At 62.0% G+C, this 24913-nt stretch carries 29 protein-coding genes and 2 pseudogenes; 6 read left to right on the forward strand and 25 right to left on the reverse strand.

Going from position 1 to position 24913, the window contains the following annotated elements; all coding sequences use genetic code 11:
• Positions 1-34 precede the first annotated feature (34 nt).
• The 10 genes and pseudogenes from ACFFNA_RS03325 to ACFFNA_RS03370 all read right to left on the reverse strand — a co-directional run bounded on the left by ACFFNA_RS03325 (position 35) and on the right by ACFFNA_RS03370 (position 9112).
• Positions 35-487 carry an aconitase X swivel domain-containing protein gene (locus ACFFNA_RS03325; protein ID WP_111543534.1) on the reverse strand — a complete coding sequence of 151 codons (453 nt, stop codon included), beginning with the start codon at positions 485-487 and terminating at the stop codon, positions 35-37.
• Positions 484-1734 (reverse strand): aconitase X, encoded by a 1251-nt coding sequence (locus tag ACFFNA_RS03330; RefSeq protein WP_378915557.1) that lies wholly within the window; start codon positions 1732-1734, stop codon positions 484-486. Before ACFFNA_RS03330 ends, ACFFNA_RS03325 begins: the two co-directional genes overlap by 4 nt.
• Before the next feature lie 235 nt (positions 1735-1969).
• Positions 1970-3031 (reverse strand): ABC transporter ATP-binding protein, encoded by a 1062-nt coding sequence (locus ACFFNA_RS03335; protein ID WP_378915559.1) that lies wholly within the window; start codon positions 3029-3031, stop codon positions 1970-1972.
• Positions 3031-3819, reverse strand: a complete 789-nt coding sequence (locus ACFFNA_RS03340) for an ABC transporter permease (RefSeq protein WP_378915561.1) — start codon at positions 3817-3819, stop codon at positions 3031-3033. Before ACFFNA_RS03340 ends, ACFFNA_RS03335 begins: the two co-directional genes overlap by 1 nt.
• Positions 3819-4682 carry an ABC transporter permease gene (locus ACFFNA_RS03345; RefSeq protein ID WP_378915563.1) on the reverse strand — a complete coding sequence of 288 codons (864 nt, stop codon included), beginning with the start codon at positions 4680-4682 and terminating at the stop codon, positions 3819-3821. The genes ACFFNA_RS03340 and ACFFNA_RS03345 overlap by 1 nt, the downstream gene beginning before the upstream one ends.
• A gap of 67 nt (positions 4683-4749) precedes the next feature.
• Positions 4750-5811, reverse strand: coding sequence for an ABC transporter substrate-binding protein (locus ACFFNA_RS03350; RefSeq protein ID WP_378915565.1), 1062 nt, complete (start codon positions 5809-5811; stop codon positions 4750-4752).
• A 58-nt stretch (positions 5812-5869) separates the two neighbouring features.
• Positions 5870-6843 (reverse strand): annotated as a pseudogene (locus ACFFNA_RS03355) (PfkB family carbohydrate kinase).
• The gene (locus ACFFNA_RS03360) at positions 6840-7880 is read right to left on the reverse strand and encodes an ADP-ribosylglycohydrolase family protein (RefSeq protein ID WP_378915567.1); all 1041 of its coding nucleotides are present in this window, start codon (positions 7878-7880) and stop codon (positions 6840-6842) included. Before ACFFNA_RS03360 ends, ACFFNA_RS03355 begins: the two are co-directional and overlap by 4 nt.
• 3 nt (positions 7881-7883) lie before the next feature.
• On the reverse strand, positions 7884-8609 hold the full coding sequence (locus tag ACFFNA_RS03365; RefSeq protein WP_378915569.1) for a GntR family transcriptional regulator: 726 nt from the start codon (positions 8607-8609) through the stop codon (positions 7884-7886).
• Between the two features lie 230 nt (positions 8610-8839).
• Positions 8840-9112, reverse strand: coding sequence for a DUF982 domain-containing protein (locus ACFFNA_RS03370; RefSeq protein ID WP_378915571.1), 273 nt, complete (start codon positions 9110-9112; stop codon positions 8840-8842).
• A 71-nt stretch (positions 9113-9183) separates the two neighbouring features.
• Between ACFFNA_RS03370 and ACFFNA_RS03375 the strand changes: the two are divergent.
• The 3 genes and pseudogenes from ACFFNA_RS03375 (at position 9184) to ACFFNA_RS03385 (ending at position 11150) form a co-directional block, all read left to right on the forward strand.
• Positions 9184-9440: pseudogene (locus tag ACFFNA_RS03375) on the forward strand (hypothetical protein).
• A gap of 161 nt (positions 9441-9601) precedes the next feature.
• The gene (locus ACFFNA_RS03380) at positions 9602-9889 is read left to right on the forward strand and encodes a hypothetical protein (RefSeq protein ID WP_111543524.1); all 288 of its coding nucleotides are present in this window, start codon (positions 9602-9604) and stop codon (positions 9887-9889) included.
• Positions 9890-10079: 190 nt separating this feature from the next.
• On the forward strand, positions 10080-11150 hold the full coding sequence (locus ACFFNA_RS03385) for a sensor histidine kinase (protein WP_378915573.1): 1071 nt from the start codon (positions 10080-10082) through the stop codon (positions 11148-11150).
• Between the two features lie 5 nt (positions 11151-11155).
• Here ACFFNA_RS03385 and ACFFNA_RS03390 read toward each other — a convergent pair whose 3' ends face one another.
• The 5 genes from ACFFNA_RS03390 to ACFFNA_RS03410 form a co-directional block, all read right to left on the reverse strand.
• Positions 11156-11641 carry a pyridoxamine 5'-phosphate oxidase family protein gene (locus ACFFNA_RS03390; protein WP_378915575.1) on the reverse strand — a complete coding sequence of 162 codons (486 nt, stop codon included), beginning with the start codon at positions 11639-11641 and terminating at the stop codon, positions 11156-11158.
• A 19-nt stretch (positions 11642-11660) separates the two neighbouring features.
• Positions 11661-11834, reverse strand: coding sequence for a hypothetical protein (locus ACFFNA_RS03395; protein ID WP_378915577.1), 174 nt, complete (start codon positions 11832-11834; stop codon positions 11661-11663).
• Positions 11835-12106: 272 nt separating this feature from the next.
• Complete coding sequence (locus tag ACFFNA_RS03400) at positions 12107-12271, reverse strand: DUF3309 family protein (protein WP_111543521.1); 165 nt, start codon at positions 12269-12271, stop codon at positions 12107-12109.
• A gap of 255 nt (positions 12272-12526) precedes the next feature.
• On the reverse strand, positions 12527-13207 hold the full coding sequence (locus ACFFNA_RS03405; protein ID WP_378915579.1) for a methyltransferase family protein: 681 nt from the start codon (positions 13205-13207) through the stop codon (positions 12527-12529).
• A gap of 582 nt (positions 13208-13789) precedes the next feature.
• A complete protein-coding gene (locus ACFFNA_RS03410) occupies positions 13790-14707 on the reverse strand; it encodes a LysR family transcriptional regulator (RefSeq protein WP_378915581.1) in 918 nt (305 codons plus the stop codon).
• A gap of 145 nt (positions 14708-14852) precedes the next feature.
• Here ACFFNA_RS03410 and ACFFNA_RS03415 point away from each other — a divergent pair, with 145 nt between their 5' ends.
• Positions 14853-15590, forward strand: a complete 738-nt coding sequence (locus tag ACFFNA_RS03415; protein ID WP_378915583.1) for an SDR family NAD(P)-dependent oxidoreductase — start codon at positions 14853-14855, stop codon at positions 15588-15590.
• A 186-nt stretch (positions 15591-15776) separates the two neighbouring features.
• Here ACFFNA_RS03415 and msrA read toward each other — a convergent pair whose 3' ends face one another.
• Positions 15777-16295: a peptide-methionine (S)-S-oxide reductase MsrA gene (gene msrA / locus ACFFNA_RS03420; protein WP_111543517.1), complete on the reverse strand. Its 519-nt coding sequence runs from the start codon at positions 16293-16295 to the stop codon at positions 15777-15779.
• Between the two features lie 133 nt (positions 16296-16428).
• A complete protein-coding gene (locus ACFFNA_RS03425; protein WP_378915585.1) occupies positions 16429-17973 on the reverse strand; it encodes a glycosyltransferase family 39 protein in 1545 nt (514 codons plus the stop codon).
• A gap of 193 nt (positions 17974-18166) precedes the next feature.
• Between ACFFNA_RS03425 and ACFFNA_RS03430 the strand changes: the two genes are divergently transcribed.
• Positions 18167-18874, forward strand: a complete 708-nt coding sequence (locus tag ACFFNA_RS03430) for a hypothetical protein (RefSeq protein ID WP_378915587.1) — start codon at positions 18167-18169, stop codon at positions 18872-18874.
• A gap of 74 nt (positions 18875-18948) precedes the next feature.
• Here ACFFNA_RS03430 and ACFFNA_RS03435 read toward each other — a convergent pair whose 3' ends face one another.
• The 6 genes from ACFFNA_RS03435 to ACFFNA_RS03460 form a co-directional block, all read right to left on the reverse strand.
• Positions 18949-19422 (reverse strand): hypothetical protein, encoded by a 474-nt coding sequence (locus ACFFNA_RS03435; protein WP_111543514.1) that lies wholly within the window; start codon positions 19420-19422, stop codon positions 18949-18951.
• A 591-nt stretch (positions 19423-20013) separates the two neighbouring features.
• Complete coding sequence (locus ACFFNA_RS03440) at positions 20014-20337, reverse strand: hypothetical protein (RefSeq protein ID WP_378915589.1); 324 nt, start codon at positions 20335-20337, stop codon at positions 20014-20016.
• Entirely contained in the window at positions 20337-20522 is a 186-nt protein-coding gene (locus ACFFNA_RS03445) for a hypothetical protein (RefSeq protein WP_111543512.1), read from the reverse strand. The genes ACFFNA_RS03440 and ACFFNA_RS03445 overlap by 1 nt, the downstream gene beginning before the upstream one ends.
• The gene (locus ACFFNA_RS03450; RefSeq protein WP_378915591.1) at positions 20507-20734 is read right to left on the reverse strand and encodes a hypothetical protein; all 228 of its coding nucleotides are present in this window, start codon (positions 20732-20734) and stop codon (positions 20507-20509) included. The genes ACFFNA_RS03445 and ACFFNA_RS03450 overlap by 16 nt, the downstream gene beginning before the upstream one ends.
• Position 20735: 1 nt before the next feature.
• Entirely contained in the window at positions 20736-20957 is a 222-nt protein-coding gene (locus ACFFNA_RS03455; RefSeq protein ID WP_111543510.1) for a hypothetical protein, read from the reverse strand.
• Positions 20957-21673 (reverse strand): glycoside hydrolase family 108 protein, encoded by a 717-nt coding sequence (locus ACFFNA_RS03460; protein WP_378915593.1) that lies wholly within the window; start codon positions 21671-21673, stop codon positions 20957-20959. The genes ACFFNA_RS03455 and ACFFNA_RS03460 overlap by 1 nt, the downstream gene beginning before the upstream one ends.
• Before the next feature lie 39 nt (positions 21674-21712).
• Here ACFFNA_RS03460 and ACFFNA_RS03465 point away from each other — a divergent pair, with 39 nt between their 5' ends.
• Positions 21713-21868: a hypothetical protein gene (locus tag ACFFNA_RS03465; protein WP_378915595.1), complete on the forward strand. Its 156-nt coding sequence runs from the start codon at positions 21713-21715 to the stop codon at positions 21866-21868.
• Positions 21869-22096: 228 nt separating this feature from the next.
• Here ACFFNA_RS03465 and ACFFNA_RS03470 read toward each other — a convergent pair whose 3' ends face one another.
• Together ACFFNA_RS03470 and ACFFNA_RS03475 are read right to left on the reverse strand one after the other, a co-directional pair.
• Positions 22097-23644 carry a hypothetical protein gene (locus tag ACFFNA_RS03470; protein ID WP_378915597.1) on the reverse strand — a complete coding sequence of 516 codons (1548 nt, stop codon included), beginning with the start codon at positions 23642-23644 and terminating at the stop codon, positions 22097-22099.
• Positions 23645-23738: 94 nt separating this feature from the next.
• Positions 23739-24884, reverse strand: a complete 1146-nt coding sequence (locus ACFFNA_RS03475; RefSeq protein WP_378915599.1) for an acyltransferase family protein — start codon at positions 24882-24884, stop codon at positions 23739-23741.
• Positions 24885-24913 lie beyond the last annotated feature (29 nt).

Consider the following 24913-nt stretch of genomic DNA (forward strand, 5'->3'; position numbering starts at 1 on the left):
CGCTGCAAAGGCCCGCCCCATCAGATGCTTCCACTCAGTCTGGGAGACTCCCGATGCTGACAATCGCCCGGCCATCCGCTCCGAGGCCGACCGCGATCCGGTCGCCGGAGGCGACACCGGCAATGTCGCACACCACCAGCGGCATACGGATGTCGTAGAGGAATTCGGCGACGATGGCGCCCACCGCAAGGATCGGGTCCGGCCGCTCCAGAAGAATGCCGGCCGGTGCCGTGCCCCTGCGGATCGCTTCGGCCAGGACCGAGGATGAGGATGACGAGCCGCGCCCGCTCGGCATGACCAGGATTTTGCCGGCGACATTCTGGCTGAGGCCCGGATGCGAATGGTCAATGATGTCGCCAGTCTCGGCGTCGATGCCGCCCCAGAAGCTGAGCGGCTGCGAAAACACCAACGCCTGGCCCTCGGCCTCGCCGGCCAGCTGGAAGGTGCCGAACCGCTCGACGGCCCCGGTTTCTGTCGACCAAATCATGGCGCACCCCGCACGACATACCCGACTGCAGCCGAGCGGATGCAATCCTTCATGTCGGCGAAGGCGACGGACACACCGATATTGCCCGGCGCATAGTGCGCCCATTTGCCCGAATTGGTCATCACCACGCCGTCGAGCCGCTCGAGGATCGAGGTGACATAGGTGCAGGTGTCGGCGACCGGGATCAGGCCGAACGCCTCCATGCCGGCCAGCGCGCCCTCCTCCTGCAATCGCGTCAGCGTTGCGCGGCCGGTGTTGACATAGATCGGGATGCGCCTCCCCGGCGCAACGTCGCGCAGCATCGGCAACAGCCGCATCCATTCGTCATGCGAGAAATGCGGAGTACCAAGCGACACGGCCGCCAGCGGCGCGCCATCGGGCACACTCGATAGCTTCGCCAGCGCTTGATCGATGTCGACCCGGGTGATGCGGATCGTCTCTTCCGCCGCGTAGCCCTGGAACGCCTCGTCAAGCGTGCTTGCTTCCGGCGTGATGCCGATCGCATGGAACAACGCCACCGCGCCGGTGGTTGCCGCGGCGGCGCCCAGCGCCTTCAACTGGTCCTCGTCGCGCGGCTGCGGCAGGCCTGCAATCACCGGAATCCGGTCGCCGCTCGCTTGCCCGATGAATAGCCCAACGCCGACGAACAGGCTGTCGTTCGGCTCCGGGTCAGCAACGGCCAGCTCAAACAAAACCCGGCCACGCCGGTTGTCGCGCAGATGTAGGCCCCAGGCCGGCGCGCGCCCGGTCATGGCGCAACACAGGTCGATGAAATCGCCGTAGCGGTTGGTGCGCGCGCCGATGACCGAATTGGCAAAGACAATGGCGTTGGATTCGCCCCAGGCGATCTGCTCGCCGAAACTTGGCCGGAACCGCGTCTGATAGGGCGCGCAAGTGAATGTCGCCTGGCAGCCGAGTTCCAGATGCGCCTTCATCAGCCGCCGCGCCGGCACTTCCTCCGCCACCGGCATCTTCACCATGCCGGGATGGATGAGATCGAACGAGCCGACATTGAGCGTCGTCGGCACCTGGACGCGGCCGCCGCCCTCGACCAGCCGTTCGACGAAATCGAGCCCGGCCTTGCCGTGGTAGAGACAGCCATCGATATGCGCGCCGACAATGTCGAGCAGGCTGCCCGCGCCGACCGCATTGGAAAACGCGACCAGGATCTTCATCGCGGCGGCTGCGGACGGGCCTTGCTCGCCGTCGAGCATGGATCGGTCCCTGGCCGTCAATTCCAGCGTCATCGATGTGCTCCGGCCCTTATTCGATCTTATGGAGGGACAGCACCCCCCTCTGCCCTGCCGGGCATCTCCCCCGCAAGGGGGAGATCGGCTATCATAGCTGTTTCGCAAATTCTTGCGTTGCTGGAGAGGCTAGAAGGGTGAAGCGGACAATCTCCCCCCTTGCGGGGGAGATGCCCGGCAGGGCAGAGGGGGGTGGGACGGAACGCCAACCTCCCCCATCCGGCGACAGCGCCAACTAACCCGCGATCAGCACCGTGCTCTCCGGCGACCACCGCAGCACCACATCCTGGCCCTCCGCCAGCCGCTCGATGCCGGTGTTCTGCACGATGACCTTCAGCGTCTGGCCGGCACGTTCAACGAAATAGGTGCTGTTGTTGCCGGCAAAGATGCGCTTGGAAACCTGGCCCTTGAGCATATTAGAGTTGCCATCCGAAACCCCTGCATCGGTGGCGATGCGGATGCGTTCGGGGCGCACGGCGCAGCTCGCCTTGGCACCGGCTGCAAGCGTCGCGCCCGCTCCCGCGGTGATCGCCGTGCCGTCCGCCAGCCGGATGCCGCTGCCCGTACTGTCTCCGCGAAAGATGTTGGCGTCGCCGAGGAAGGTGGCGGCGAACTCGCTCTTCGGCCGGTCGTAGATCTCCTCGGGCGGGCCTTCCTGCACCAGCCTGCCGTCGCGCAATATGCCGATGCGGTCGCTCATCGTCAGCGCCTCTTCCTGGTCGTGGGTAACGAAGATGGTGGTGATGCCGATCTCGCGCTGGATGCGCTTGAGTTCGATCTGCATGTCGACCCGCAGCGCCTTGTCGAGCGCGCCCAATGGTTCGTCGAGCAGAAGCACGCGCGGCTTGGTGACGATGGCACGCGCCAGCGCCACGCGCTGGCGCTGGCCGCCCGACAGCTGGTGCGGCCGCCGACCGCCGAGCTTGCCGAGTTGCACAAGGTCGAGCGCGCGCTGCACTTCCGTCGCAATCGCCGCCTTGGCTTCGCCGCGCACCGACAGGCCGAAGGCGACATTGTCGGCAACGCTCATATTGGGAAACAGCGCATAATTCTGGAACACCATGCCGATGCGCCGCTTCTCGACCGGCACCCGCTCGACACTCTCGCCGCCGATCGAGATGCGGCCACTGTCGGGAAAGTCGAAGCCGGCGATCTGCCGCAGCAGCGTGGTCTTGCCGCTGCCCGAGGGCCCAAGCAGCGCATAGAAGCCGCCATCGGCGAAATCGATGGAGACGTCATCCAACGCCTTGTGCGCACCAAAGCTGCGCGACACGTTCGATACCTGCACGCCGGCCATTATTTCTCTCCGCCGAATTTGAAGAAGCGCGCCGTGAGCAGCATCAGCGCCATCGACACGACAATGATGATCGTCGAGACCGCATTGATCTCGGGCGTGAACCCCTTGCGGATCGCCGCGTAGATTTCGACCGGCAGCGTCGTCTGCCCCGGCGTCGCCAGGAAATAGGACACCACGAACTGGTCGAACGAAACGGCGAAGGCAAACAGCCCGCCGGCAATGACGCCGGGCATGATCCACGGCAGCGTGACGCGCCGCGTCACTTGCCATTGGTTGGCGCCAAGCGAGCGTGCCGCCTCTTCCAGTTCCGGTGCGAAGGTCTGCAGCCGCGCCGAAACGACGACGATGACATAGGGCAGCGCCAGCGCCACATGGCCAAGCAGGATGGCATGCAGCCCGCGACCGATGCCGACGCCAAAGAAGAAGATCAGCATCGCCGTGCCGGTGATCAGCCACGGAATGGCGATCGGCGGAAACAGCAGCGCCTGCAGGAATTTCTTGCCGCGAAATTCATTGCGATAGAGCGCCAGCGACGCCGCCGAACCGAGCACCGTGCAGATGATGGTGGTGATGACCGCGATCTCGACGCTGTTCCAGGTGGCGGCGATCAACTGGTCGTTCTGCCACAGCGAGGCGTACCATTCCGTCGTCCATTCGAACGGCAATTGATAGAAGGGAGAGACGTTGAACGACATCAGCGCCATGATGATGATCGGCAGGTATAGGAAGGCGAGCAGCAGCCAGATGTAGAGGCGGCCGAGCCATTCGAGGATGCGGGTCGTCGCCATCACGCAGCCCTCTTGAGCACTGGCGAAGCGACCGCCAGGATCACCAGCACGACGGCCAGCAGGATGAAGGAGAGCGCCGCCCCAAGCGGCCAGTTGAACACCGCGACGAACTGGTCCTCGATCACCGTGCCGTAGAAGGTTCCGGTGCGGCCGCCGAGGATGCGCGGCTCCATGAAGGAACCGACAACGGGGACAAAGATGAGCGCCGCGCCCGCCACCAATCCGGGCATCGATAGCGGAATGATGACCCGCTTCAGCACCTGCAGCCGCGAGGCACCGAGCGAGCGCCCGGCCTCGATCAGCGAGTCATCGATGGCCTGCAGCGTCAGGTAGCAGGTCAACACCATGTAGGGCACATAGGAATGCACCAGGCCGATGATCACAGCCGGGTAGGAATACATCAGGTCGATGTTGATCTTGAAGGGCAGCACTGCGTTGAGCGCCGTGTCGAGGATGCCGCCTTCGCGCAGCACCATCGCCCAGGAGAAGATGCGCACCAGCCCGTTCGACCAGAACGGCAGGATGACGAGCAGGAAGATCGCCTCGCGGCTGCGGCCCTTCAGCACCTTGGCCAGCACGTAAGCCGCGGGATAGCCGATGACGATGCACCACAGCGTCACCTCGAGGCCAAGCCGTAGCGACGCCAGCAGCAGCGTCAGATAGAGGCTTTGCGAGAAGAAGGCGGCATAGTTGCCGAGCGTGAACGCCCACGGCTTCCCCGACAGCGGCAGCTCGGTCATGAAGGAGAAGAAGACCATCGCCGACAGCGGCAGGAAGATCGCCACCGTCAGCCAGAGATAGGCTGGCGCCAGCAGTGGCAATGCCGATCTCAGCCCGCTTCGCGACGCTGTCGCAGCTGCCATGATACCCTCCTCCCCAGAATTGAAAGTACCAGCCGGCGCGAACCGCCGGCTGGCCCGGATGTCGGCCTTATTTCACGTCGACCTTGAGCTGCTGCCACAGCGCCAGATAGGCCTCGCGCTGCGCATCGGTTATCGGCGCCTGGAACTGGATGCGCTTGGCCACTTCTGGATCGCCCATCACCTTGCGGTTGAAGGCATCCTCGGGCAACGCTTCCACCGCCTTGGTGTTGGCCGACACCGGCGCGCCGACCTTGGTGACCCATTCGACATAGAATTTCGGATCGATCATGTAGTTGATGAAGGCCTCGGCGTCGGCGACATTCTTGGCGCCGACCGGAATGGAAAAGGCATCAAGCCAGGCGACGGCGCCTTCCTGCGGCACGACCAGCGAGACCGGCAGCTTGAAATGCGTCTTGGCGCGATCGGCCGAGCCGCTCCAATAGGTGCCGATGTCGATCTGGTTGGAGGCGACCATCTGGTTCCAGTCATTCTCCGAGCTCCAGAAAGTCTTGATCTGCGGCATCAGCGAAGTGAGCTTCGCCTTGACGGCGTCCATATCCTTGATGTCGTTGATGTTCTGGCCGGTGGCGATGGCACCGAACTGAACCGCCTCGACGGCATCGTCACGAATGACGACGCGGCCCTTGTGGGCGGCATCCCACATCTCGGCGATGCTCGTTGGCGGCTTGTCGAAGGATTTGTCGTTGATGGCGAGCGCCGTCAGGCCCCACACCCACGGCACGCCATAGACCTTGCCATCATGGACGAGCATTGGCGAGCCCGCCTTGTCCTTGCTAATGTCGGCGTAATTCGGCAACTTGGAAGTGTCGATTGGCTGGATCAGCTTTCCGTCCATCGCCTGGTCGTTGAAGGCGGCATTGATCATGACGACGTCGTAGAGGCCGGGATTGGTCCGGATCTTGGTCAGCATTTCCTGTTCGGAATTGAAGAAGTCGTTGATGACCTTGTTGCCGGTCGCCTTTTCGAAAGCCGCGACGGCCCACGGCTCGTCGGTGCCGTAGCCCTTCCAGTTGAGCACATGCACGTCGTCGGCCTTGGCGGCGAAGACGAGTGCGGATGTAAAGACGGCGGTCGCCGTCAGCAGAGCAGTCAAATCAGGCATGCGCATGGTTGGTTCCTCTCTGTGGGTTTGCCCGCTTTCCCAGGCTTGTCAGGCTTTCTGGCAGTTATGCATTGGCCTTCTGTGTCCGGCCCTGTGCGCCCGACGGTCGGCGACATGGCTTAGGAATGTCTGGATCTCGTGTTCGGTCGGCGCCGACGAGCCGCCATGGCGGGTCACCGAAATCGCCGCCGCCGCATTGGCGTGGCGCGCTGCTTCGAAGGGCGGGATGCCACGCGACAACGCGCCGACGAAAGCGCCGATATGGGTGTCGCCGGCGCCGTTGGTGTCGATGGCGGTGACTTTGAAGCCGGCAACGGTCTGCACCGAGCCATCGGCCAGCCGTACGTAGCAGCCCTTGGCGCCGGCGCGAATGACCACGCCCGCTGCCTTCGGGCAATGGACTTCCAGCAACCGCGCGGCAACCGTTTCAACGTTGCCCGAACCGGCGATCTCGGCCGCTTCCGTCGTGTTGCAGCTCAGCCATGTGGTGCGGGCCAGCACCCGCGACAGGATGGGGCGCGGAATGTCCGATATCACCGGCGTCGGATCGAAGACAAAGGGAATGTCTGCCGGCAGTGCCTCGATCCAGTCGGTGAGCGCGTCGCGGCTTGCCGGATAGCTCAGCGTATAGCCGGAGGTGAACACCCAGTCTCCCGGCGCGGCCGAGACGGGCGCCATCATGTCGAGACTGAGCACGCTCTCCGAACCTGGCCACGACACGAAGGTGCGTTCAGCGTCGCCGCTGATCATGGCGACGCAATTGCCGCTGTCCATCAGGGGCGATGGCGGCGTCAGTGTCTCGATGCCCTCGTTGGCGAAAGCGGCACGCAGGAAGTCACCGTTGGGTCCACTGCCGAGTTGGCCGCCGAACACCACCTTCATGCCGGTACGGCTCGCCGCGACCATCATGTTGAACCCTCCGCCGGCGACCTGGGCGAAGCTCGATGCGGTCTTCTCCGTGCCGGGCGCCGGCAAGGCATCGATGCGGTAGACATAGTCGACCACGGCACTGCCGATATGGACGAGGCGTCCGCTCATGCCGCCGCGTCCTTGCCTGGACCTTTTTTCGCCACCCTTGCCGCAATGAGATCGGCGGCAAGGGCGCGAACCTCCGACATGTCGATGCCGACAAGCCTGGCGATATGCTGCTGCGGCAATCGGGAAAAGCCGGTGCAAGCGCCGGCCATGCCGGCCGCGATGGCGCCTATCGTGTCGGTGTCGCCGCCGAGATTGGCGCTGATGACGGCCGCTTGCCATGGATCGCCGCCGGCGACTTCAAGTACCGCGAAGGCGGCCGGAACCGATTCCTGGCTGGCGACGCCGGTGCCGACCAGATCGGTGATCAGCCGGATCGCATCCTTCTCCGCCTTGCCGCGCACGATATCCTGCGCCCAGACAATGCGGGCGGCGATATCGCCGCCGGTCACCCAATGGCCGAGCGTGGCCCCGCGCCTCGCCGCCGCAACGGCGCTGTCGGACGCGGCGCGCCAGCCGCCGCCGGCGACGCCGCGGCTGACGGCGGCAGCGACGGCAGCGGCCGAAGCGATAGCGATCGCAGTGTTGTGCGTCGCCCGGCAGGTCTCCGCAACCTTGGCGACCAGCGCGTCGAGCGGCGCCACCGGCATCATGATGCCGACAGGGGCAATACGCATCGCCGCACCATTGGTGTCGCCGCCGCGCCCGGCCTCTTCCGCCGGCACGCCATTGTTGATGGCGTCGATGGCGCGTTTGGTTGACGGCCCCAGCAGATCGTAGCTGCCGCGCGCCTTGACCTCGCGCTCCCAGCCGAGCAGCGCGTTGACCCAGCGCGCATGGTCGAAACGGTCACCGGACTCCACAAGGATGCGGCCAAGCAGTAGCGCCTGTTCGGTGTCGTCGGTGATGGTCCCGGCCAGAAGCCCTTTTGACACTGGGTGGTCGGCCACCGGGGCGACGAAATCGTCGACATGGCCATAGAGCTCGGCGATCCGGGCCGGTGACAGGAGTTGCGTCGGCATGCCCAGCGCATCGCCAATCGCCCCGCCGACAAGTGCGCCCATGGCGCGGTCGATCGCCTTGCTTGTTGCATCTGACATCGCTCAGAACCTCATATGCAGCGCGAAATGCGCCGGGTTGAGCAGGCTGGTGACATATTCGATCGGCCGATCGTCGGCGGCGCGGGTCAGCCGGCGGCCGCGCAGGAACGGCGTGCCTTGCGGGCAGCCGAGGATGGCGGCATCCTCGGCATTGAGCATCTCTATCTCGACCCATTCCTCGCCATGATCGGGCACGAGCCCGGCGCCGCGCAGCGTCTGGTGCAGTGAACCCTCGCGCAGGCCGCGCAGCGGCACGTCCTCCAGTTCCGGCGACAACGGCAGCCGGCTGCGCTCGATGGAAATCGCATGGCCGTCGCTGGCGTTTGTGCGCACCCGGTCGACGGCGATGAAAAACGGGCTCTCAATGTCAAGCCAGGCAGCCAGGTCGGCGTCCTCGATCACCTCCAGCCGCAGCGTCCGCGTCTCGGCATTGGCACCCGCATTGGCGAGCGCCCGCGACCAGCCGATCGCGTCGTCGACCGGCTTGCCGTCGAAGGTGACGAACGAGCCGATGCCGACCTTGGTGGTGATCAGCCCGCGGCTGGACAACTCCTCGAGGCCTTTGCGAACTGTGTTGCGGCTGACGGAGAAGCGCTGGACCAGCTCGTTCTCGCTCTGCAGGCGGTCGCCGAAGCCGAGCACGCCGGAGCGGATTTCGTGCTCCAGGACAGTGGCAATCTGCTCGGGCTTGCCCGTGCCGGGAGACAGTTGAACCGCGCGCCGCTTCATATGCGTACCTGTCTAGTGAACCTGTATAATCCTGTTCAATATATGGATGCGGATACCGTGTCAACGGGATGCCGAAGACACGCCAAACGGGCAGCGAACGGTGCGGAAATGCCTGCAAAGCGTCCACAGGCCGGGCACTACGGGTCCCGAAAGCTGACCCAAATCGCCGAAAAGACCTCAATCAATCAACAGGATAGAGCCAAGTCTTGATTCAACTTTTCCGGAACAGGCTACGGCAGCGACACCTCACGGGGCTCAACGAGGATGTCCGCCTCGATAGCGGCGCTGATGAATGCCGCTCGTGCCGCCGAGGCTTCCTTCTTTCCCTCGAGCACGGCCAGGCAGACCTTGCGGGCTGCCATGTGCCTTTGCCCTGTCGCCACCGGCCAGCGGTTCATCAGAATATCGGCGGCCTGGGCGACCCGCTCCACGTTGAAGATCGAGTTTCGCGACCGGCCGAGCGCAATCCTGACCGGCTCGTCGAAACGCTGGTCCTGCACCACGTCACCTCCCGAGGTCGAACGTGCCGACCTAATTCCCTGCAAAGTGATAGATTCTCTGAGGAAGGTGCAAGATGTCCGATTCCAGTGGCCAGAAAAGTCCCAAACTGATTGTCGTGGTCGCGTTCGACCGCGGCGAAGACGGCGAATTGTTTCCGGCCTTCGGCCCTGCCGACCAGCAGAGCGAGGACCGCGCATCCGCACCGCCAGGGCTCTGGCGGCAAAGCATGTCGGCGTCATCGCCTGGAGCCGTGATGCCGACCCCATGCTGGGCGACTACGGCCCACCGACGACGCTGTTCGTCAGCGGCGACGTGCCGGACATGGAGTAGGTCGACCGCCACAGCGCCAGTTGACTCGGCGGCGTTCCACACAGGGCCGGTAAAATAAAACGTCGTTTTAATATATGTTCATCTCAAGGAACTGTTTTCTCTCGATTCCGTTTGTCTGCAGGTCGTTTATTTTAATGACCTCCACAGAGAGGAATATCCAGATGAACTTCAAGATGCTCACCATGGGGGCGATGGCGCTTGCAATGATGACTGGCTCAGCGCTTGCGGCTACCCACACGTCCGCGCTCGACGATCCGGCAAAGATGTCGCCGTTCTTCACCGATGCCGGCATGAAGACCATGAAGTCCGAGGCGGAATTCAAGACCGCCTGGATGGCCATGAAGGAAGAAGACCGCGCAGGCATGACGAAGGAATGTGGCGACGAGGCCATTGCCAAGTCGCATGACAATTTCTGCAAGATGACCAAGCAGCTCGGCGGCGCGAACTGACGCACCACGATTTGGGCGCATACCCAAATCGAACAGCTGGATGAAGGCGGGCCAAATGCCCGCCTTTTTTCAGCGGCGATGTGAGGCATCACATCACCGTGCCTGCGGATTCACTTCGCGACAACGGTCGGGCAAATGTATAATGTCCCTATTTGGAGTGGCAGAACGCCGCTCATTTGGCTTTGTGCCCATGTTTCAACCCATTGCGAATATCGAGGACGCACAGACGCTGGCGCAGGCGATCGTCAACACGATCACCGAGCCGTTTCTCGTGCTCGACGAGCAGTTTCGCGTGCTGGCTGCCAGCCGCTCCTTCTACAAGACATTCGAAGTCGACCCCGCGCAGACCCAGGGCTCGCTGCTCTACGCGCTCGGCGACGGTCAGTGGGATATTCCCGCACTTCGCCTGCTGCTGGAGACGATCATTCCCGAGAAGACCGCCATGGACGGCTTCGAGGTCGAGCATGATTTCCCGCGCATCGGCCGCCGCACCATGCTGCTCAACGCCCGCAAGGTGCTTTACGACCACAGTTCGGCGATCACCATCCTTCTCGCTTTCAACGATATAACCGCCCGTCGTGTCATCGAGCGGGAAAAGGAGGAGTTGCTTGGCCGCACAGAGGATCTACTTCGGCAGAAGGACGTCCTGCTGCGCGAGATGGAACATCGGGTCGCCAACAGCCTGCAGATCATCGCCAGCATCCTGTTGCTGAAGGCACGCTCGGTCACGTCGGAAGAGACGCGCCAGCATCTCAAGGACGCCCACCAGCGCGTGCTGTCCGTGGCCGAAGTGCAGCGCCATCTTCACACCGCGGCCGGGGTCGACGAGATCGATGTCGGCTCTTACCTCCCGAAACTGTGCGGAGGCCTCGCCTCGTCAATGATCGGCGAAGCTCAACCGATCGCGGTCACCGTTACTGCCGAAGGCGGCAGAATGGACTCGCAGCGCGCCGTCAGCCTCGGTCTGATCGTCACCGAACTCGTCCTCAACGCCATCAAATATGCCTTCCCCAAGGAGAAGGCCGACGCCCGCATACAGGTGAGCTACGAGACCGCGGGCAGCGATTGGAAACTGACGGTTTCCGACAATGGCGTCGGCAAGATCGCCAACGACGTACCGGCTACCGGGCTTGGAACAGCCATCGTCGAGGCGCTGGTCAAACAGCTGGAGGCCAAGGTGGACGTCATCAGCGACGCCGACGGCACCAGCGTGTCGGTGACCCGGGCGACATTTACCTCACGGGTGCCGCGAGCGGCGTAAAACCGCTACCACGATGCCTGCCTTCCCGATATCGCCTCGATTCTGATCTGATAGAAGAGATGGCTGCCCGAAACCGTTGGCGCATCGCCTGGCTTCAGGGCTCCCGGTTCCCACCAGTTCGCGTGCTTTGCAAGAAGCGACCAGGCAAATTTGCGGTCACCGTCGATCGGAGCAGTCATTCTTTCGACGCCGGCAGCGCTGTCATCCAGGTCCGGCCCTTTGGGCAATGCCTCGAAGAGGCCGTCAACGACGACGCTCCTCCAGCCATGCGGACCACCAACATCATCGACCTGAAGGCAGACGTGGGGGTTAACCTGCATCCACTCGACCTTCCTGCCGGGAAGCGAGAAACTGAAAATGGCGTTGTCACCAAAGGCAAAATGGATCGGCACCACATAGGGTTTGAGGTCACGCACACAGGCCAGGCGGCCAATGCGTTGCGTCTTTAGCAGGGCAACGCAGTCATGCCGCGTCATCTCCTTGACGTTCATCGCAAATCCTACTTTCTGTTCAGGCAGCGCGATCGATGCGGCGGATGACCTTGATGGCCTCTGCTTCCGCCACCCCAATCAGCGCATCGATTCCCTGGATGGTCTCGGTATGGCCGCGAGCCGCCACTATCCGCCGCAGGACGTGAAGATCATCGCGAATTTCGCAGAGTGTGGTCCGGAGCGTCACGGGCATTTGGCAGCCTTTCCGCAACTCAACTGTCTTGACGGCGAGCCGGTTCCCTCGACCGCCAAGCAAAAGCCCGCCACGGCGAACCGGAGCGGGCCTTGGAGGAGGACAAGGGGTGGGACCCTCTCCTCTTGTTTCCACGGGGGGTGTGGACCGCAATCACCTTACAAAGTTTTCGAAACAAGCCGGATCACAAGCCAGCCTGCACACATCACAATCCAGTGCCCGCCGGCATCGATGCGGTCACGAGATTGAGATCGTTTCGGCGAGCAACGCGGCTAGATGCGTCCGAGCACGACAAGCACGATGATGACGAGCAGCACGAGCCCGAGGCCGCCGCCGCCATAATAGCCGGTGCCATAGAACGGCCCGCCGCCGAAGCCGCTGAAGCCGCCAAGCAGCGCTATGACAAGAATAATGATGAGTATGGTTCCGAGGCCCATGGCTTTCCCGCTCCTGTAGACGCTGACGCGCCGGTTTGAACATCGTCGCACGCGATGTTTCGATGACGTAAACGTTCGAGCAGCCTTACCGTTCCGCGAGATTGCCATGCGGCGCATGCATGAAGAAGATTCGCCGGCAAAATGAAAAAGGCCCGCCACCTTGCGGCAGCGGGCCTTAGCGTTTTCCAGCTTTAGCGGCGCGAAGTCAGCAGGCGCAGCTCGCGGTCGTAGCTGCCTCTGTCCACAGGCCTTTCGTCAGACGATCCCGTAGTACAGCCTGTAGTGGACGCGCTTCATATAGTCCCGATATTCCGGCGTGGCGGCAAGGAGCGCCTCTTCGCGCAGGATGCGATGCATCTGGAAGAACGTGATGACGGCGTAGACGGCGAGATTGTAGAAGGAAAAGGCCGACAGCAGGAACAGGAGATGGCCGACCAGATAGCCGGAATAGATCGGGTGTCGCACCAGGCGGTAGGCACCGCCGGTCATCACACCGCGATTGCCCGGCAGAATGGCGAACGAACGCCCCAGCGATATCTTTCCCCAGATCACGAACCCCAACGCCAGGGCTTGCAGGGACGCGGCGACATAGACCGGGATAATGGCAACGCCGGGCTCAAAGGTGATGAAGCCGACACCGAAGCTGGCAATCACGGAGACGATCACCGTCAGCGGGTTCCAGTCGCGAACCTGGGGCCGCCGCGACAGAAGCAGCCAGGTAAAGGTAAGGATCTCGGAAGTCGCCACCAGCGCCACGTTGAGACGGGTCGGGTCGAGCATGAGGTGAGATATGCCGCGGTAGACAAACAGCCCCGCGAAAACCAGCGCGCAGGTCCGAAAGAAACCTTCCCGCAAGTCGACCAGGATTTCCGGCCTTCGGGCTGCGGACAAAATCCCATCGTCGTTGACGTGCGAAAGGGTTTCACTTTTTGACATGAACAAGGCCAAGCACCCGATTATCCCTCGGGGCGACCTTTGCATGCAACCATTGCCGGACGGTTAATCAACAATGCCGGATTGGCATTAAAACCGGGCCGAGAGTGACAATCAAGGATTGCTGCGCAGCCTGGATGCAATCCTGAGATTATGCGAAGGCCGGCAATCGCTCGCTCCTTTGGTTGGCGAGGCTCCCTACCCCAGATACGCATTGCTGAAATACCCCGCGAAATCCGGGCGTTGCTTGACAGCATCGCTATTGGCATCGCGCAGAATGCCGGACGCGAAGACATAGTCGCCGATCGCGTCCATCCGGCCCGGATTCATGGTGCCGATGGCGCCGTTTTGGCCGCGCAGGTAATGGCCATCGATCAGTGCCCTCAGCGAGGCCTCGATCAGCGCCGCTTGCCGCCCCCGTCTCAGCCCCGACGGTACGGAGCACCCCTGTGGATGCGCGGGTTAAAACGCCATTCGAGCTGAAGCGAAAGCCGTTTTTTGGTGCGCTGCGCCAAGGCATTGCGCCAGGCTCAGGCCCTGAGCCGAAGCAATCAATGCTGCCGAAGCGGAATTTATCGGGAACCTTCACTGCCGCAGCGTCTGGCTGCCGGTATGCGCATGGCGCAGGAAATCGACGAAAGCCCGTACCGCCGGTGATGTATGACGCTGCTTCTGATAGCAGAGGAACCAGCCGGGAAAGGCCGCGCACCAATCATCCAGCAGCGACACCAGCTTGCCGGCATCGATCAGCGGGCGAACGAGGTCTTCCGCCCAAAACGCGATGCCGACGCCCTGCACGGCGGCGGCAATCGCCATGTCACGACTGGAGACGACCAGCGGACCATTGACCGCGACCGAGAACCATTGGCCATCCCTGGCGAATTCCCATGCGTAGAGCCCAGCACTGCCCGGCCGGCGCCAATTGATGCAGCGGTGCTGGAGCAGATCGGCCGGCGCTGATGGCGATCCGAAACGGGCGATGTAGTCCGGCGAAGCCACGGCGAGCTGGCGCTGGGTGCCGCCAAGCGCCACGGCAACCATGTCGGCTTCGAGAAATTCGCCAAGCCTGGCGCTGACATCATAGCCGGCCTCGACAATGTCGACGGCGGCATCGTCGATCGTCACGTCCAGCACGATGTCCGGCCATGCCTCGTGAAAACGGCCGAGCACCGGCTCCAGGTAGGTGGTGGCGGCAACGCTGGGCATATGGACGCGCAAGATGCCGGCCGGCGTGTCGCGCAAGGCGGCCGCATCGCTGACCGCCGCCTCCATCTCGGCCATCGCCGGCGCGAAGCGCGCATGCAGGCGCGCGCCGGCTTCGGTCAAAGAGAGGCTGCGGGTGGTGCGGTTGAGCAGGCGCAGGCCAAGCCGCATTTCGAGCTGACGGATCGTCTGGCTAAGCGTCGACGCCGAAATCCTGAGATCTTCAGCGGCACGGGCGAAGCTGCCATGCGCGACGACAGCGGCAAAGGCCTTCAGCTCCGCATAGTCGCTACCACGCATTATGCCATATTCTCCAATGAGTATGATGGCATTCTATCGTATTTTCCGCAAAGCGTCTGCTGCCTAGCTTGAGGACATGTCTCGAACGGCGCCGATCATCGGCATAGAGCACATCTGAATCTCCCTCTGAGCAGGAGCAACGAACATGCAGAAACTCAACGGAAAAATCGCGTTGGTGACCGGAGCCTCCTCGGGCATTGGCGCTGCAACCGCGCTGGCGCTGGCGGCGCAAGGCGCGGTCGTCGCCATCGCGGCGCGGCGCCGGCAGCGCCTCGATGATTTGGCCAAGCGCATCCGCGACGCCCGCGGTGAGGAGCTCGTGATCGAGGCCGACATCACCGACGAGGCGCAGGCCACAGCCATGGTCCGGCGCGTGCTGGAAAGCTATGGCCGGCTGGACATGCTGTTCAATGTTGCCGGTGTCGGCGTCGCCGCCCCCTTCCGGAACACCACCACCGGCGAGTACCGGGAGATGGTCGACATCAACATCCTGGGTCTGCTCTACACGATCAATGCGGCGCTTCCGGCGATGAAACGGCAAGGAATAGGCCATATCGTCATCGTCTCGTCGGGCACCGGTCGCTACATCCACCCATCGGTGGTCTATTCCGGCACCAAGCATGCGGCCAGCGCCATGGCGGAATCGCTGCGCCGCGAAATCGGCAAGGACGGTATCCGCGTCACGGTGATCGAGCCGGGCGCGGTCAGGACAGAGTTCACGGCCAACATGCGCGACGAGGTGCGGCTGGCGGTCGAGCAAAGGTTGGGCAACATGGAGCAGCTGGAGAGCGAGGACATCGCCGCCGCCATGCTCTATGCGGTCTCGCAGCCACCAAGGGTCAACGTCAACATCCTGACCCTCTATCCAACGCAGCAGGCCTGAAAACTCCCGCAGCCCGTTCCCCGCCGCGATCGATTGCTCAGTGGCGGATGAAGGTGGCGCCAGTCCGACAGTTATAAGGTTTTCGCAATTTTCTTATAACTCGCTTGAAATTCGGAGCAAAAGCGCACGATGCCGCTCGACGACCTCGTCGAGCGGCATGTCCGGCGGAACCGGGAACTGTGAACCTTACGAAACCGCCTTCTCGCGAACCGGCAGCTTCCAGCCCGGCCTGACGAAGTGGCAGGTGTAGCCGTTGGGGTATTTCTCCAGGTAGTCCTGATGTTCAGGCTCGGCTTCCCAGAAGGGACCGGCCGGTGCGACTTCGGTGACGACCTTGCCCGGCCACAAACCAGAAGCATCGACATCGGCGATGGTGTCTTCGGCGACGCGCTTCTGTTCGTCGCTGGTGTAATAGATCGCCGAGCGATAGCTCATTCCGACATCGTTGCCCTGGCGGTTGCGGGTCGTCGGATCATGGATCTGGAAAAAGCGCTCCAGCAGCGTGCGATAGCTGATGATGGCCGGATCGAAATTGATCTCGATGGCCTCGGCATGGGTGCCATGGTTGCGATAGGTGGCGTTGGGCACGTCGCCACCGCTGTAGCCGACACGGGTGGAGATGACACCGGGATAGCGCCGTATCAAATCCTGCATGCCCCAGAAACAGCCGCCGGCAAACACTGCGCGTTCGGTCGAAGTCGCCATATCACGTCTCCTCAAAAGCAATTCCGGGAAAAGTGCGTAGCGACTCTCCGTCTGGAATTGAGCAAAAGCAAGTTGGATCTCCCCATAAATGGGCATTGTCTCTTGCTTCGTCCAGCGGACCGGCCGACCTGCTTCAGTTGCCAGGTTGGGCGAGGCTGTCGATCACACTCGGCAACTGCGGCGCACTAGGCGGAACGGCGGCAAAGCTGACCGCCACCGGCGGCGCCTCGAGCGACCAGTCGAAAAGAACGGTTTTGACCGGGATGTTGCCCAGCCACGCCTGCAGATAAGGTGGCACGTCGCGTCCAGGCCAGACCAGGAGTATGCCGTGGTCGCGCAGCCGCTCCTTGGTGATCCAGGGGGCGTACTGCATGTTCAGGTCGGTGAAGATCGACGGCTTGTCATAGGCATTGAGGCCCGCCAGCGGCGCAATAAGGGCATGGCCGCCGACGATGTCGAGCCGATCGGGCGTCGCCGCGTGCCAGACGGCCTCGGCCTCATCCGAGATCTTCTGCGCCGGCCAACAGACGGCGTCCATGCGCCCGCGCAGATTGCATTTCGTCCAGCGGATGCCCGCATAGGCACCGGAGATGCCAATAATGCAGATGAGCGCGCAGATCGCCAGCTTTCGCATCTCGACGGTGCCAAGGCGGTGGCCCAGCAAGGCGAGCGCCACAACGCCAGCGAGATTGTACATCGGCGCGCCCCAGGCCTCGCCTGCGCCGGCGAACAGGGACGCCACCATGACGAGGATCGCCGGGCCAAGCCCCATCCACAAGAGATAGACCAGCGTACCGCGCCCGACGGGCTCTTGCGGCGGGGGCGAGCGCCGCAGCAGCCCTGATATCGCCAGCACCAGAAGAAAGCCGCAGAGCCCGGCCATCTGGACGCCGATATAATAAAAGCGGGAGCGATGGGCCTGCACCCACTGATCGCGCCAGGCGGCATAGGTCAGCGGCAGGAAATCGACGCGGTAGAGCTCGATGGCCAGCGGCGCAGCGACAGCGACGAAAACCGCAAGCCCAAGCCATGGCCAAGGCGTGGCGAGCCGGCTGCGTGCCCGCGTGTCGGACAGCAGCCAGATGGCGCCAAACAGCAACAGCAGGCCGGTGGAAAACTTGGCGTAGAGCCCGACGCCAGACACCAGTCCGAGCGCCAGCCACCAGACCGGCCCACCGCCACGGCCCGCGCGCCACAGCAGCCAGCAGATAGCGGCCCAGAAGGGCATCTGCGCGTAGTCATGATTGAACTGCGGGGTCGGCCAGCCGAAGAAATAGAGCGACGGCATCAAAAGCACGGCGGCCAGCGCGCGGGTTCGCCCGAGCATGTCGCGGGCCAGCAGATAGACCAGGACGAAAGTCGCCGAGATCGTCAGCTGGGCCACGAAATATTGCGGCCAGCGGAACGATCCGGTCAGAAGATGGCTGGTCTCGAGCAGCCATGCGGGAAGTTGTGGATGCTTGTAGGTCAACAGCATCCATTCGCGTCCCCACATGAAGCCTTCTACGACATCGTTGGGCGGTGAGACGTTGACAAGCGCCGGCGCCACCGTCCAGCAGAATATCTGCATCAGGCACAAAATCGCCAGCAAATACCAGGGACGACGGATCAGACTGGACAAAACGGAGGGGGAATCGACGCCGGCGGCAGTCAATCCCGCCGGCACCCAGTGATCCATGGATCCATCTATCCCCGCCATGCGGCGCTTAAATCACATAGTCTGGTTTGACGAACAGCCCCAAACATCGAAGCTTACGAAAAAGTATAGCTGTGTGCCATTGCAGCACCAAGATCGAGCAGGAGTGTCGGCGCTCCTCTCTCCAGGCAGGGCAGCGCTGCACGTCTGACCCTGTCTGAAAATCCGGGTCCCAATGCGCCACCAGCATGCCGTCATCCACTACCGTGCGCTCGACTTCTGGATGGCGCGTGCGGCCGTCCTCGTCATCATCTGCCTGCAGCTGCTGGTCATCAACAACCTCTCATTCGGGCCGCGCTGGCTGGCGCCGGGACTGGAGGCCGCCCTGCTGCTGCCCCTGTCGGTGGCCACGGCCTGGACACAGGCCGCCACCAGAAAGGCGGTCGAGGATCACGAATGGCATGCGATCGGTCAGTTTCGCGTCATGATCCGCAGAACGGCCCTGACCATGACCGCCATCATCAGCATCATGAATTGCGGCGCGCTGGTCTTGCTGGTGCGCGCCTTGCTGGAGGGCCATGCCGGCAACAGCGGCACGACGCTGTTGATCGACGCGCTCAACATCTGGGTGACCAACGTCATCGTCTTCGCCCTGTGGTTCTGGAGCACCGACCGGGGCGGGCCGCCGACCTGCGGCCTCGTCAAGCTCGCGAAGGCCGATTTCCTGTTCGCGCAAATGACGTTGAACGACCGTGAGCTTCGCGACTGGCTGCCCGGCTTCGTCGACTATTTCTTCCTCGCCTTCACCAATGCGACAGCTTTCTCCCCAACCGACACGCTGCCACTCAGCCAACGCGCCAAGCTGCTGATGATGGCCGAGGCCATGATCTCGCTGCTGACCATCGCGCTGGTCGCGGCACGCGCCGTCAACATCCTGGCCTGATCGCGCCACAAACGCAAAATAGCCCGCCCGGCGAACCGGAGCGGGCTATTTTGCGTCTGCCGGCGACCAGGACTTCAATACCGGGGCCTTTTGTCGGAGACCACGACCAGCCTCCCCCCGACATTTTGGCACCGTTTGCATACCAGCTTCGACGCTAGCCGCCTTTCGGTGACGAAATCATAGTGGGTACCGTAGATTTCGATCAGGGCATCGAGATCAAGCGAACGCAAATGACCACAGCGCGGATTGCCGCAATATACGCTGAGGCCCATGCCTTGTTCGCGAAGCTCGCCAAGCTTTGTAGTCAGGGCGACGGGGAAAACGATAGCTTCGGGCATCGCGGGGTTCGCCACCACCACGAGAATGGGTTTTCGAAACGCGGCCCGGTCAATGTCGCCGATCGCATGGACTGCCTTGTCTTCCGCGACGCCTATGAGGGAATCGATCTCCTCCATGGCTTCGATATGCCCGCGGACAAACAGAGCCCTTCGCAGCACGTGCAACGCATCTCTCGTTTCGCAAAGTGTCGTCCGCAGGGTGAGAGGCATTTCGCGCTCATCTCCTCATGTAGCTGTCGGGAAGACAATCGGCTTCAACCGCCGCGGCAGTGAAGGCTCGGTGGACGTCCCTTGTGCTGCAACATCCCACCCTTTCCCCAACCAGGGCAGCAAGTGCAGCTAAAAACATTGGGCCATCGGATGGCCAGTCGTCTGCCAAAGCGTCGGCCATCTGGGGAAGTGTACAAAGAGTCGAGATAGTGCCATCACTTCTCTCGATGGGGATTCCGGAAAACATATGGGCTGGCTGACTGTCACTGCATAGCTCCCGCTGGGGCGGGAGAATGTTATGCGCCCTCAAGCACCAGCGCCCGTGCAATAGCCGACGACGATTTTATTGAAGCACTTAAAGAAGTCTCCGCCTATTAACTATGACATATCACGCAAATAATATGCAACTTTAGGATGATATTCACAATTTACTTATCAGTCGAACTGTACGCTTCCGACAGTTCCTTTGACGCGGGTCTTGGCACGAAACCGACAAACAACAAGCATAGGCAGCGGCAATTCTGGGTGCCGCCGGGGATCAACCCGGCGCAAGGTCAACGAGCGGCGGAAGGAATGGTTGCTGCTGGCGTTTCACTCCTCCGGCGCAGGCTTGAACCTGCGCACGACAAACTCGAACAGGATATCCGAGATCCACATCGCCGAGACGCCGATCAGGAAGGCAGCGGCCAGCGTGGTGGTGTCGTCGGCCGGATCCGGCATCGGCAGGCCAGTGATCCTGGCGTAGGACACCACCGGCAGCGTCAGGTAGGCCGCGGCTAGCGCGCCGCAGATCGGCGAGGCCACCATTTCGCGCAGCTTGTAGCGATGCCGCGACAGCGCCCGCAGGACGCCGCCGGCAAGGCCGGCGGCGACGACCGGTCCCTTGATGCCGAGCAGGTCGAAAAGGTCGTGCATCACGGCCTCCATCCACAAATCGTCTGGCCCTTTTCATTGTGCGCCAGGATCGCCGCCACCGACGCGTCGGAAAGGGTCGCCACCTCTGCCTTTGTCGGCCGGATGGGATGTTCGACCGCGCAGTACGGCCCGCCGGCGGCGGTGCAGCCAGCCAGCATCAGCGAAAGCGCTATGATCTTGACCATTTCGCCAGCCTCCCCCTGTTGTTATCAGGCGTCCGGCCGGCAACGGCGTCGTCGATCTTCCGGGCTTCGCTGCGCGCCGCGGCGTCGGCGGCTTCCTGCCTTGCCTTCTGGCCAGCCTTGCCCTTGGCATAGGCCGTCCACAGACCGGCGAGCGCGGCACCCGTTGCAAGCAGATACGGCCAGAACTGGCCAAGCAGGGCGAGCGCTCCCATCTCATTTCTCCTCGGCCGGCGGCGGCGCGACCATGCCGCGCGGACCGTCACGCACCGCGTTGACGATGATCTTGGCAAGGGCGATGGCCCCGCTGATCTGCAGCGCGGTGCGATCGGTGACGCCGAACATCGTCCAGTCGAAGCCGACCAGGGCGCCGCCGCAGATGATCGCGATCAGCGTGTTGAGGAGATTGTGCAGCGCGTTGGTGTTGACCCATTTCATCAGAAGAGGCTCCCGAAAAGATCGCTGACGTGATGCCGGAAGGCCGCGAGCGCTCCGGCGACGAGGACGAGGATGCCGACCGCGGCGGCAGTCTTGCCGGTCGGCTGTACGGGTCGCGCCGCCGGCGCCCCGCCAGCGGCCGTTTCGACGCCGAGGGTTGGCGCGGCCGGCACAGGCGCCGGCGCGGCCACCGGCGCCGCTGGTTGCGCCGACATCAGCAAGGCTTGAACCCGCACCGATTTGACACGATCGGACCAGCCGCGCCCGAATGTTGCCCATGTCGGCAGCCGTTTGAGAAACGCCAGCCGCGCATCGCAAAGCGCGTCGATGGTGACGCCGGCAGGCTTTGCCCTGGCCGCCGCGAGGGTCGCCGGCCCGATCCGGCCATCCTGGGCAACGCCCAGGGCCGCCTGCAGGGTTTTCGCGGCCCGGCCAGGCCCGCTGTTCACCGCGAAATCGAACACCGCATGGTCGACGCCATCGGGCAATTCGGCGCCGAGCACCGCATCCCAGTAGAAGCGGCGGAAGACGGTGGCGATCTGCGCGTCGCTGATCTGCCTGAGATCCGCCTTGGTGGCGCCGGCCTTCACATAGCGGCGGAAGTTGGCGAGCGTCACGCCCTTCATGGTGGCGCCGCCGGGATCGGCCGGATTTTCCGACCATCCACCTTCAGATTTCAAGACGAGCGCGAGCGCCCGCGCGAAGTTGCGGTCCATGGCAGTTCCTTTCGAATTGGATTTTGGTAGGCTGCGAGAATGGAAACACTGGTTCAATTCACGCACGACGCGTCCCGGGTAGGACGGGAGATGGACTGGCGGATCATGGCGTTGGCTGGCACGGCCATACTGGTGGGCATGGCCGTGGTGTTCTGGTCAGGACGCAAGTCGCGAGGCGATGATGACCGGATATGAGAAATCGCCCGACTGCGACGGCAAACTGCCTATTGCGATTGCTTCCATTGGACGAAAGCTGGCGTGCCACTTTTTGAGCAATTCCCGGAAAAGTGTGAAACGGTTTTCCGTCCGGAATTGCGTCAAAACAAGGAGATAGAGTGGTTCGCTGTTTCCGTGAAACGATGAAACACTCTAGCGGCCAGGAACGGCTTGGCCATGTTTCCTTGTCTCGCCCACCACCGAGTTTTACGGGGTTGCGACACCAACCAAATTGCTGACGCCGGAATTGGATACGTTCGTCGTCACGTGGTTGTAAGAGTTGGACGCAACCGTCCAATGCCGGGAGCCGGCCTGAAGACCGACACCAAAACCAAGGTTGTAAAATCCATTGCCGGTGATCGTTCCGACGTTGCTGGCGCCGTTGGCATTCACCTGAATTCCATCGCCGCCCGTCGTCTTGGTGTTTTCGAAAATATTGCCGAGAATGGTGAACCAGTTTGCGGAAGCGTTGTTGATGTAAATACCATTCCAGGGAGACGCAGGAACCGTAAAAACATTGTTCATGATTTGGCAGCCGACCAAATCACCCTTGATCAATATCTGATCGTTGGTGGTGTTGAACTGGCTATCCGACACCGAAAGTTGTGCGGTGCCAATTGAGCCGACAGGGACATTGATGCCTGTTAGACCATTGGCGAAGTTCGACTGCGAAATTGTGACGCCTTGCGCGGCCTTGCCGTAAAGAAAGCCGATTTTGTCGTTGATGAAATTCGCATGGGTCACGTTCAACACGATGGCAACGCAGGTCTTCGGATTGCTTGATTGATACGTCAAACCGGTTGTGTGGTTGCCCCTGTTGCCGAAGAAATCAACGTCGGTTGCACTGACGTCCGACAGGTTGTTGATAAGCAAATCATTCGTCCAATAAGAGGACGGCAAATAGTTTCCCTGCCCGCGAAACGACAGGTCATTGAAATGCGACGAATATTTTGAACCGCTGCAATCCGAGCTGTTGACCGCGAGCGCCGTATTCGCGTTGAAGCTGCGGGTTTCGAAATCCAGCCCGTCAACTTCAACCGTCATTTCATTGCCGGTGGTCAGGATCATGCCAGCGACGTTCACGTTCCACAAAAGATGCGTGACGCTTTTCCCCATGCCGAAAATTCGGATATGCGCTGTACCGGACGGGGTGGCGGAGGCGGTGTTGCTGAAGACGTAGGTGCCGACTCCAAACTTGATGCAGATATCCTTGGTGCGGAATGACGACACCGCGGCATTCCAGGCCGCAAGAGTGTCGGTCGAGCCGTTGCCGACGCCACCGAACGCTTCAATCGCAACGCAACCGGAAGCGAAATGCTGCCCGCTGGCGTTCATCACATCGTCGCCAGCGACGTTGGTGAAGCCAGGATTCGTGCGTGCCGTTGCGGCGCTCGCAAGATCGGAAGGATTATTTGCCTTGAGTGCGGCGAGCGGATAATCGGCGGCAACCAAGGCCCGCATGGTGGCCGCGCCTGGGCTGCCGTCAGGAGCTGCAAGAACAGTGTTGGCGGCAGCCGAATTTGCGCCGGTACCGCCGGCGGTCGCGATACTGCCAATAACTGGCGAGGGAGGGCCGACAACGGACTGCACAAGGACCACGGACGCATGGCAAATGAATGCCAGCGCGGTCATGAAGCGTCGCAACACGATATACTCCTGTTTAAGGGAATGGCGGGAAGGCCGTTGCCGTTGCGCGCATTCGGATATCATGATCATGGCGCGAACACGGGCGAACACTTCAACAATCGGTGACATCCAAACGCACGATGTCTCATGCGACGGCCAATGTGATGAAGAGCGGTGATCGCAACGATGCCGGTGTGATTTTCAACGCGCTGCGGAAGGCGAATTAGGCCGAAACAGGCTCTGACATTTTAATGCCTTTGGCGTCAGGGGCCTCGATCCACCTTCTGCCGGCGCATCGTGAGGCAAAACCCTTGCCCCAGTTATTGATCCAGTTCTCCCAAGCGTAGAACGTCAATGTCGCGACCGGGATGATGCACAGCAGGGCTATCGCAAGCGCCACTGCATAGGCCTGAATTTCGCTCAGTCCCGAGTGCCGAAGTTGCCTGAACAAAGGAAACAAGGCGGCAATAATCGGACCATGCATCAGGTAGACTGAATAGCTAATATCGCCCAGCCATCTCGTCGCTCTGTTGACCAGGGGCTTGATGGGGAACAGGTAGAGCCCAACCAGCAGGCAAAAAAACATCGGCCCTTGCCAATAGATAGCCGGGCCAAATGGCACCATGCCAGTGACAATCACATAGAACTGAAGCGGTACGAACGCCAGCAGGGCAGTGCCGATCGCGCGTCTATGTTTCCATTCGCCGGCAATTTGAACCACATAAAACGCGATAATTCCGAACATGAACATTGGAGCTAGGTGAAATATCGATTTAGGAATGTAGATCCCCGGCTCTGCCACGAGATTCCCGATTACCGAGCGAAAGACCGCAGCCACGACGAGGGCAACGATGAGCGCTCGGATCGCCAAGGTTACACTTTTAGTCCTGGCGTATATGAAGGGGAATACCAGGTAGAACGCCATCTCAACGCCAATCGTCCATCCCGCAAAGAGGACCGAGGACTGGAACCCAAGGCCTGGGGTGAAATTGAAGACAAACGTCAGGTTCGCCAGTATCGTTTTGAAATTGTAAGGAAGGCCAGCCGGGTTGAACCAGTGCGACAGACATGCCAGACTAATCAGGGCATAGAACAGCGGAGCTATCCGAAAAAACCTCCGTAGCATGAATCCCAAATACGGCCTCTGTTCGCTATCGTGCTTTGGCATCGTGAGGCAGAGGGAAAAGGCGCTCACAAGGAAGAACAGATTGACGCCCATAACGCCGCTTTGGGCCAGAGTTTGCGGCCACCAGGGGAGCACAAAGCGTGGATTGGGCATTAGTGCTACGTGAGCCATCACGACCCATAGAGCGGCGAGACCACGCAGCGCGCTGAGGTAGGGGAAGCGGTCCGGCTTGCTCGGCGTCATTGTATTTACCTGATCGACCCCACCGCCAA

The organism is Mesorhizobium kowhaii (genome assembly GCF_042431665.1).
Classification (GTDB): Bacteria; Pseudomonadota; Alphaproteobacteria; order Rhizobiales; family Rhizobiaceae; genus Mesorhizobium; species Mesorhizobium kowhaii.

Coding starts and splice junctions, on each gene's coding strand:
- ACFFNA_RS03440 (WP_378915589.1), bottom strand. CDS start 20,337: ATGCACGACCTTTTCGACCTGCTCGGCATCAAGGGACCGGTCGTCGCC.
- ACFFNA_RS03395 (WP_378915577.1), bottom strand. CDS start 11,834: ATGCCCGTGACGCTCCGGACCACACTCTGCGAAATTCGCGATGATCTT.
- ACFFNA_RS03445 (WP_111543512.1), bottom strand. CDS start 20,522: ATGGTCAAGATCATAGCGCTTTCGCTGATGCTGGCTGGCTGCACCGCC.
- ACFFNA_RS03400 (WP_111543521.1), bottom strand. CDS start 12,271: ATGGGCCTCGGAACCATACTCATCATTATTCTTGTCATAGCGCTGCTT.
- ACFFNA_RS03340 (WP_378915561.1), bottom strand. CDS start 3,819: ATGGCGACGACCCGCATCCTCGAATGGCTCGGCCGCCTCTACATCTGG.
- ACFFNA_RS03365 (WP_378915569.1), bottom strand. CDS start 8,609: ATGAAGCGGCGCGCGGTTCAACTGTCTCCCGGCACGGGCAAGCCCGAG.
- ACFFNA_RS03350 (WP_378915565.1), bottom strand. CDS start 5,811: ATGCGCATGCCTGATTTGACTGCTCTGCTGACGGCGACCGCCGTCTTT.
- ACFFNA_RS03430 (WP_378915587.1), top strand. CDS start 18,167: ATGCGCCACCAGCATGCCGTCATCCACTACCGTGCGCTCGACTTCTGG.
- ACFFNA_RS03390 (WP_378915575.1), bottom strand. CDS start 11,641: ATGAACGTCAAGGAGATGACGCGGCATGACTGCGTTGCCCTGCTAAAG.
- ACFFNA_RS03415 (WP_378915583.1), top strand. CDS start 14,853: ATGCAGAAACTCAACGGAAAAATCGCGTTGGTGACCGGAGCCTCCTCG.
- ACFFNA_RS03435 (WP_111543514.1), bottom strand. CDS start 19,422: ATGCCTCTCACCCTGCGGACGACACTTTGCGAAACGAGAGATGCGTTG.
- msrA (WP_111543517.1), bottom strand. CDS start 16,295: ATGGCGACTTCGACCGAACGCGCAGTGTTTGCCGGCGGCTGTTTCTGG.
- ACFFNA_RS03325 (WP_111543534.1), bottom strand. CDS start 487: ATGATTTGGTCGACAGAAACCGGGGCCGTCGAGCGGTTCGGCACCTTC.
- ACFFNA_RS03465 (WP_378915595.1), top strand. CDS start 21,713: ATGGAAACACTGGTTCAATTCACGCACGACGCGTCCCGGGTAGGACGG.
- ACFFNA_RS03385 (WP_378915573.1), top strand. CDS start 10,080: ATGTTTCAACCCATTGCGAATATCGAGGACGCACAGACGCTGGCGCAG.
- ACFFNA_RS03380 (WP_111543524.1), top strand. CDS start 9,602: ATGAACTTCAAGATGCTCACCATGGGGGCGATGGCGCTTGCAATGATG.
- ACFFNA_RS03455 (WP_111543510.1), bottom strand. CDS start 20,957: ATGAAATGGGTCAACACCAACGCGCTGCACAATCTCCTCAACACGCTG.
- ACFFNA_RS03460 (WP_378915593.1), bottom strand. CDS start 21,673: ATGGACCGCAACTTCGCGCGGGCGCTCGCGCTCGTCTTGAAATCTGAA.
- ACFFNA_RS03475 (WP_378915599.1), bottom strand. CDS start 24,884: ATGACGCCGAGCAAGCCGGACCGCTTCCCCTACCTCAGCGCGCTGCGT.
- ACFFNA_RS03345 (WP_378915563.1), bottom strand. CDS start 4,682: ATGGCAGCTGCGACAGCGTCGCGAAGCGGGCTGAGATCGGCATTGCCA.
- ACFFNA_RS03405 (WP_378915579.1), bottom strand. CDS start 13,207: ATGTCAAAAAGTGAAACCCTTTCGCACGTCAACGACGATGGGATTTTG.
- ACFFNA_RS03470 (WP_378915597.1), bottom strand. CDS start 23,644: ATGTCACCGATTGTTGAAGTGTTCGCCCGTGTTCGCGCCATGATCATG.
- ACFFNA_RS03335 (WP_378915559.1), bottom strand. CDS start 3,031: ATGGCCGGCGTGCAGGTATCGAACGTGTCGCGCAGCTTTGGTGCGCAC.
- ACFFNA_RS03410 (WP_378915581.1), bottom strand. CDS start 14,707: ATGCGTGGTAGCGACTATGCGGAGCTGAAGGCCTTTGCCGCTGTCGTC.
- ACFFNA_RS03425 (WP_378915585.1), bottom strand. CDS start 17,973: ATGGATCACTGGGTGCCGGCGGGATTGACTGCCGCCGGCGTCGATTCC.
- ACFFNA_RS03330 (WP_378915557.1), bottom strand. CDS start 1,734: ATGACGCTGGAATTGACGGCCAGGGACCGATCCATGCTCGACGGCGAG.
- ACFFNA_RS03360 (WP_378915567.1), bottom strand. CDS start 7,880: ATGTCAGATGCAACAAGCAAGGCGATCGACCGCGCCATGGGCGCACTT.
- ACFFNA_RS03450 (WP_378915591.1), bottom strand. CDS start 20,734: ATGGGAGCGCTCGCCCTGCTTGGCCAGTTCTGGCCGTATCTGCTTGCA.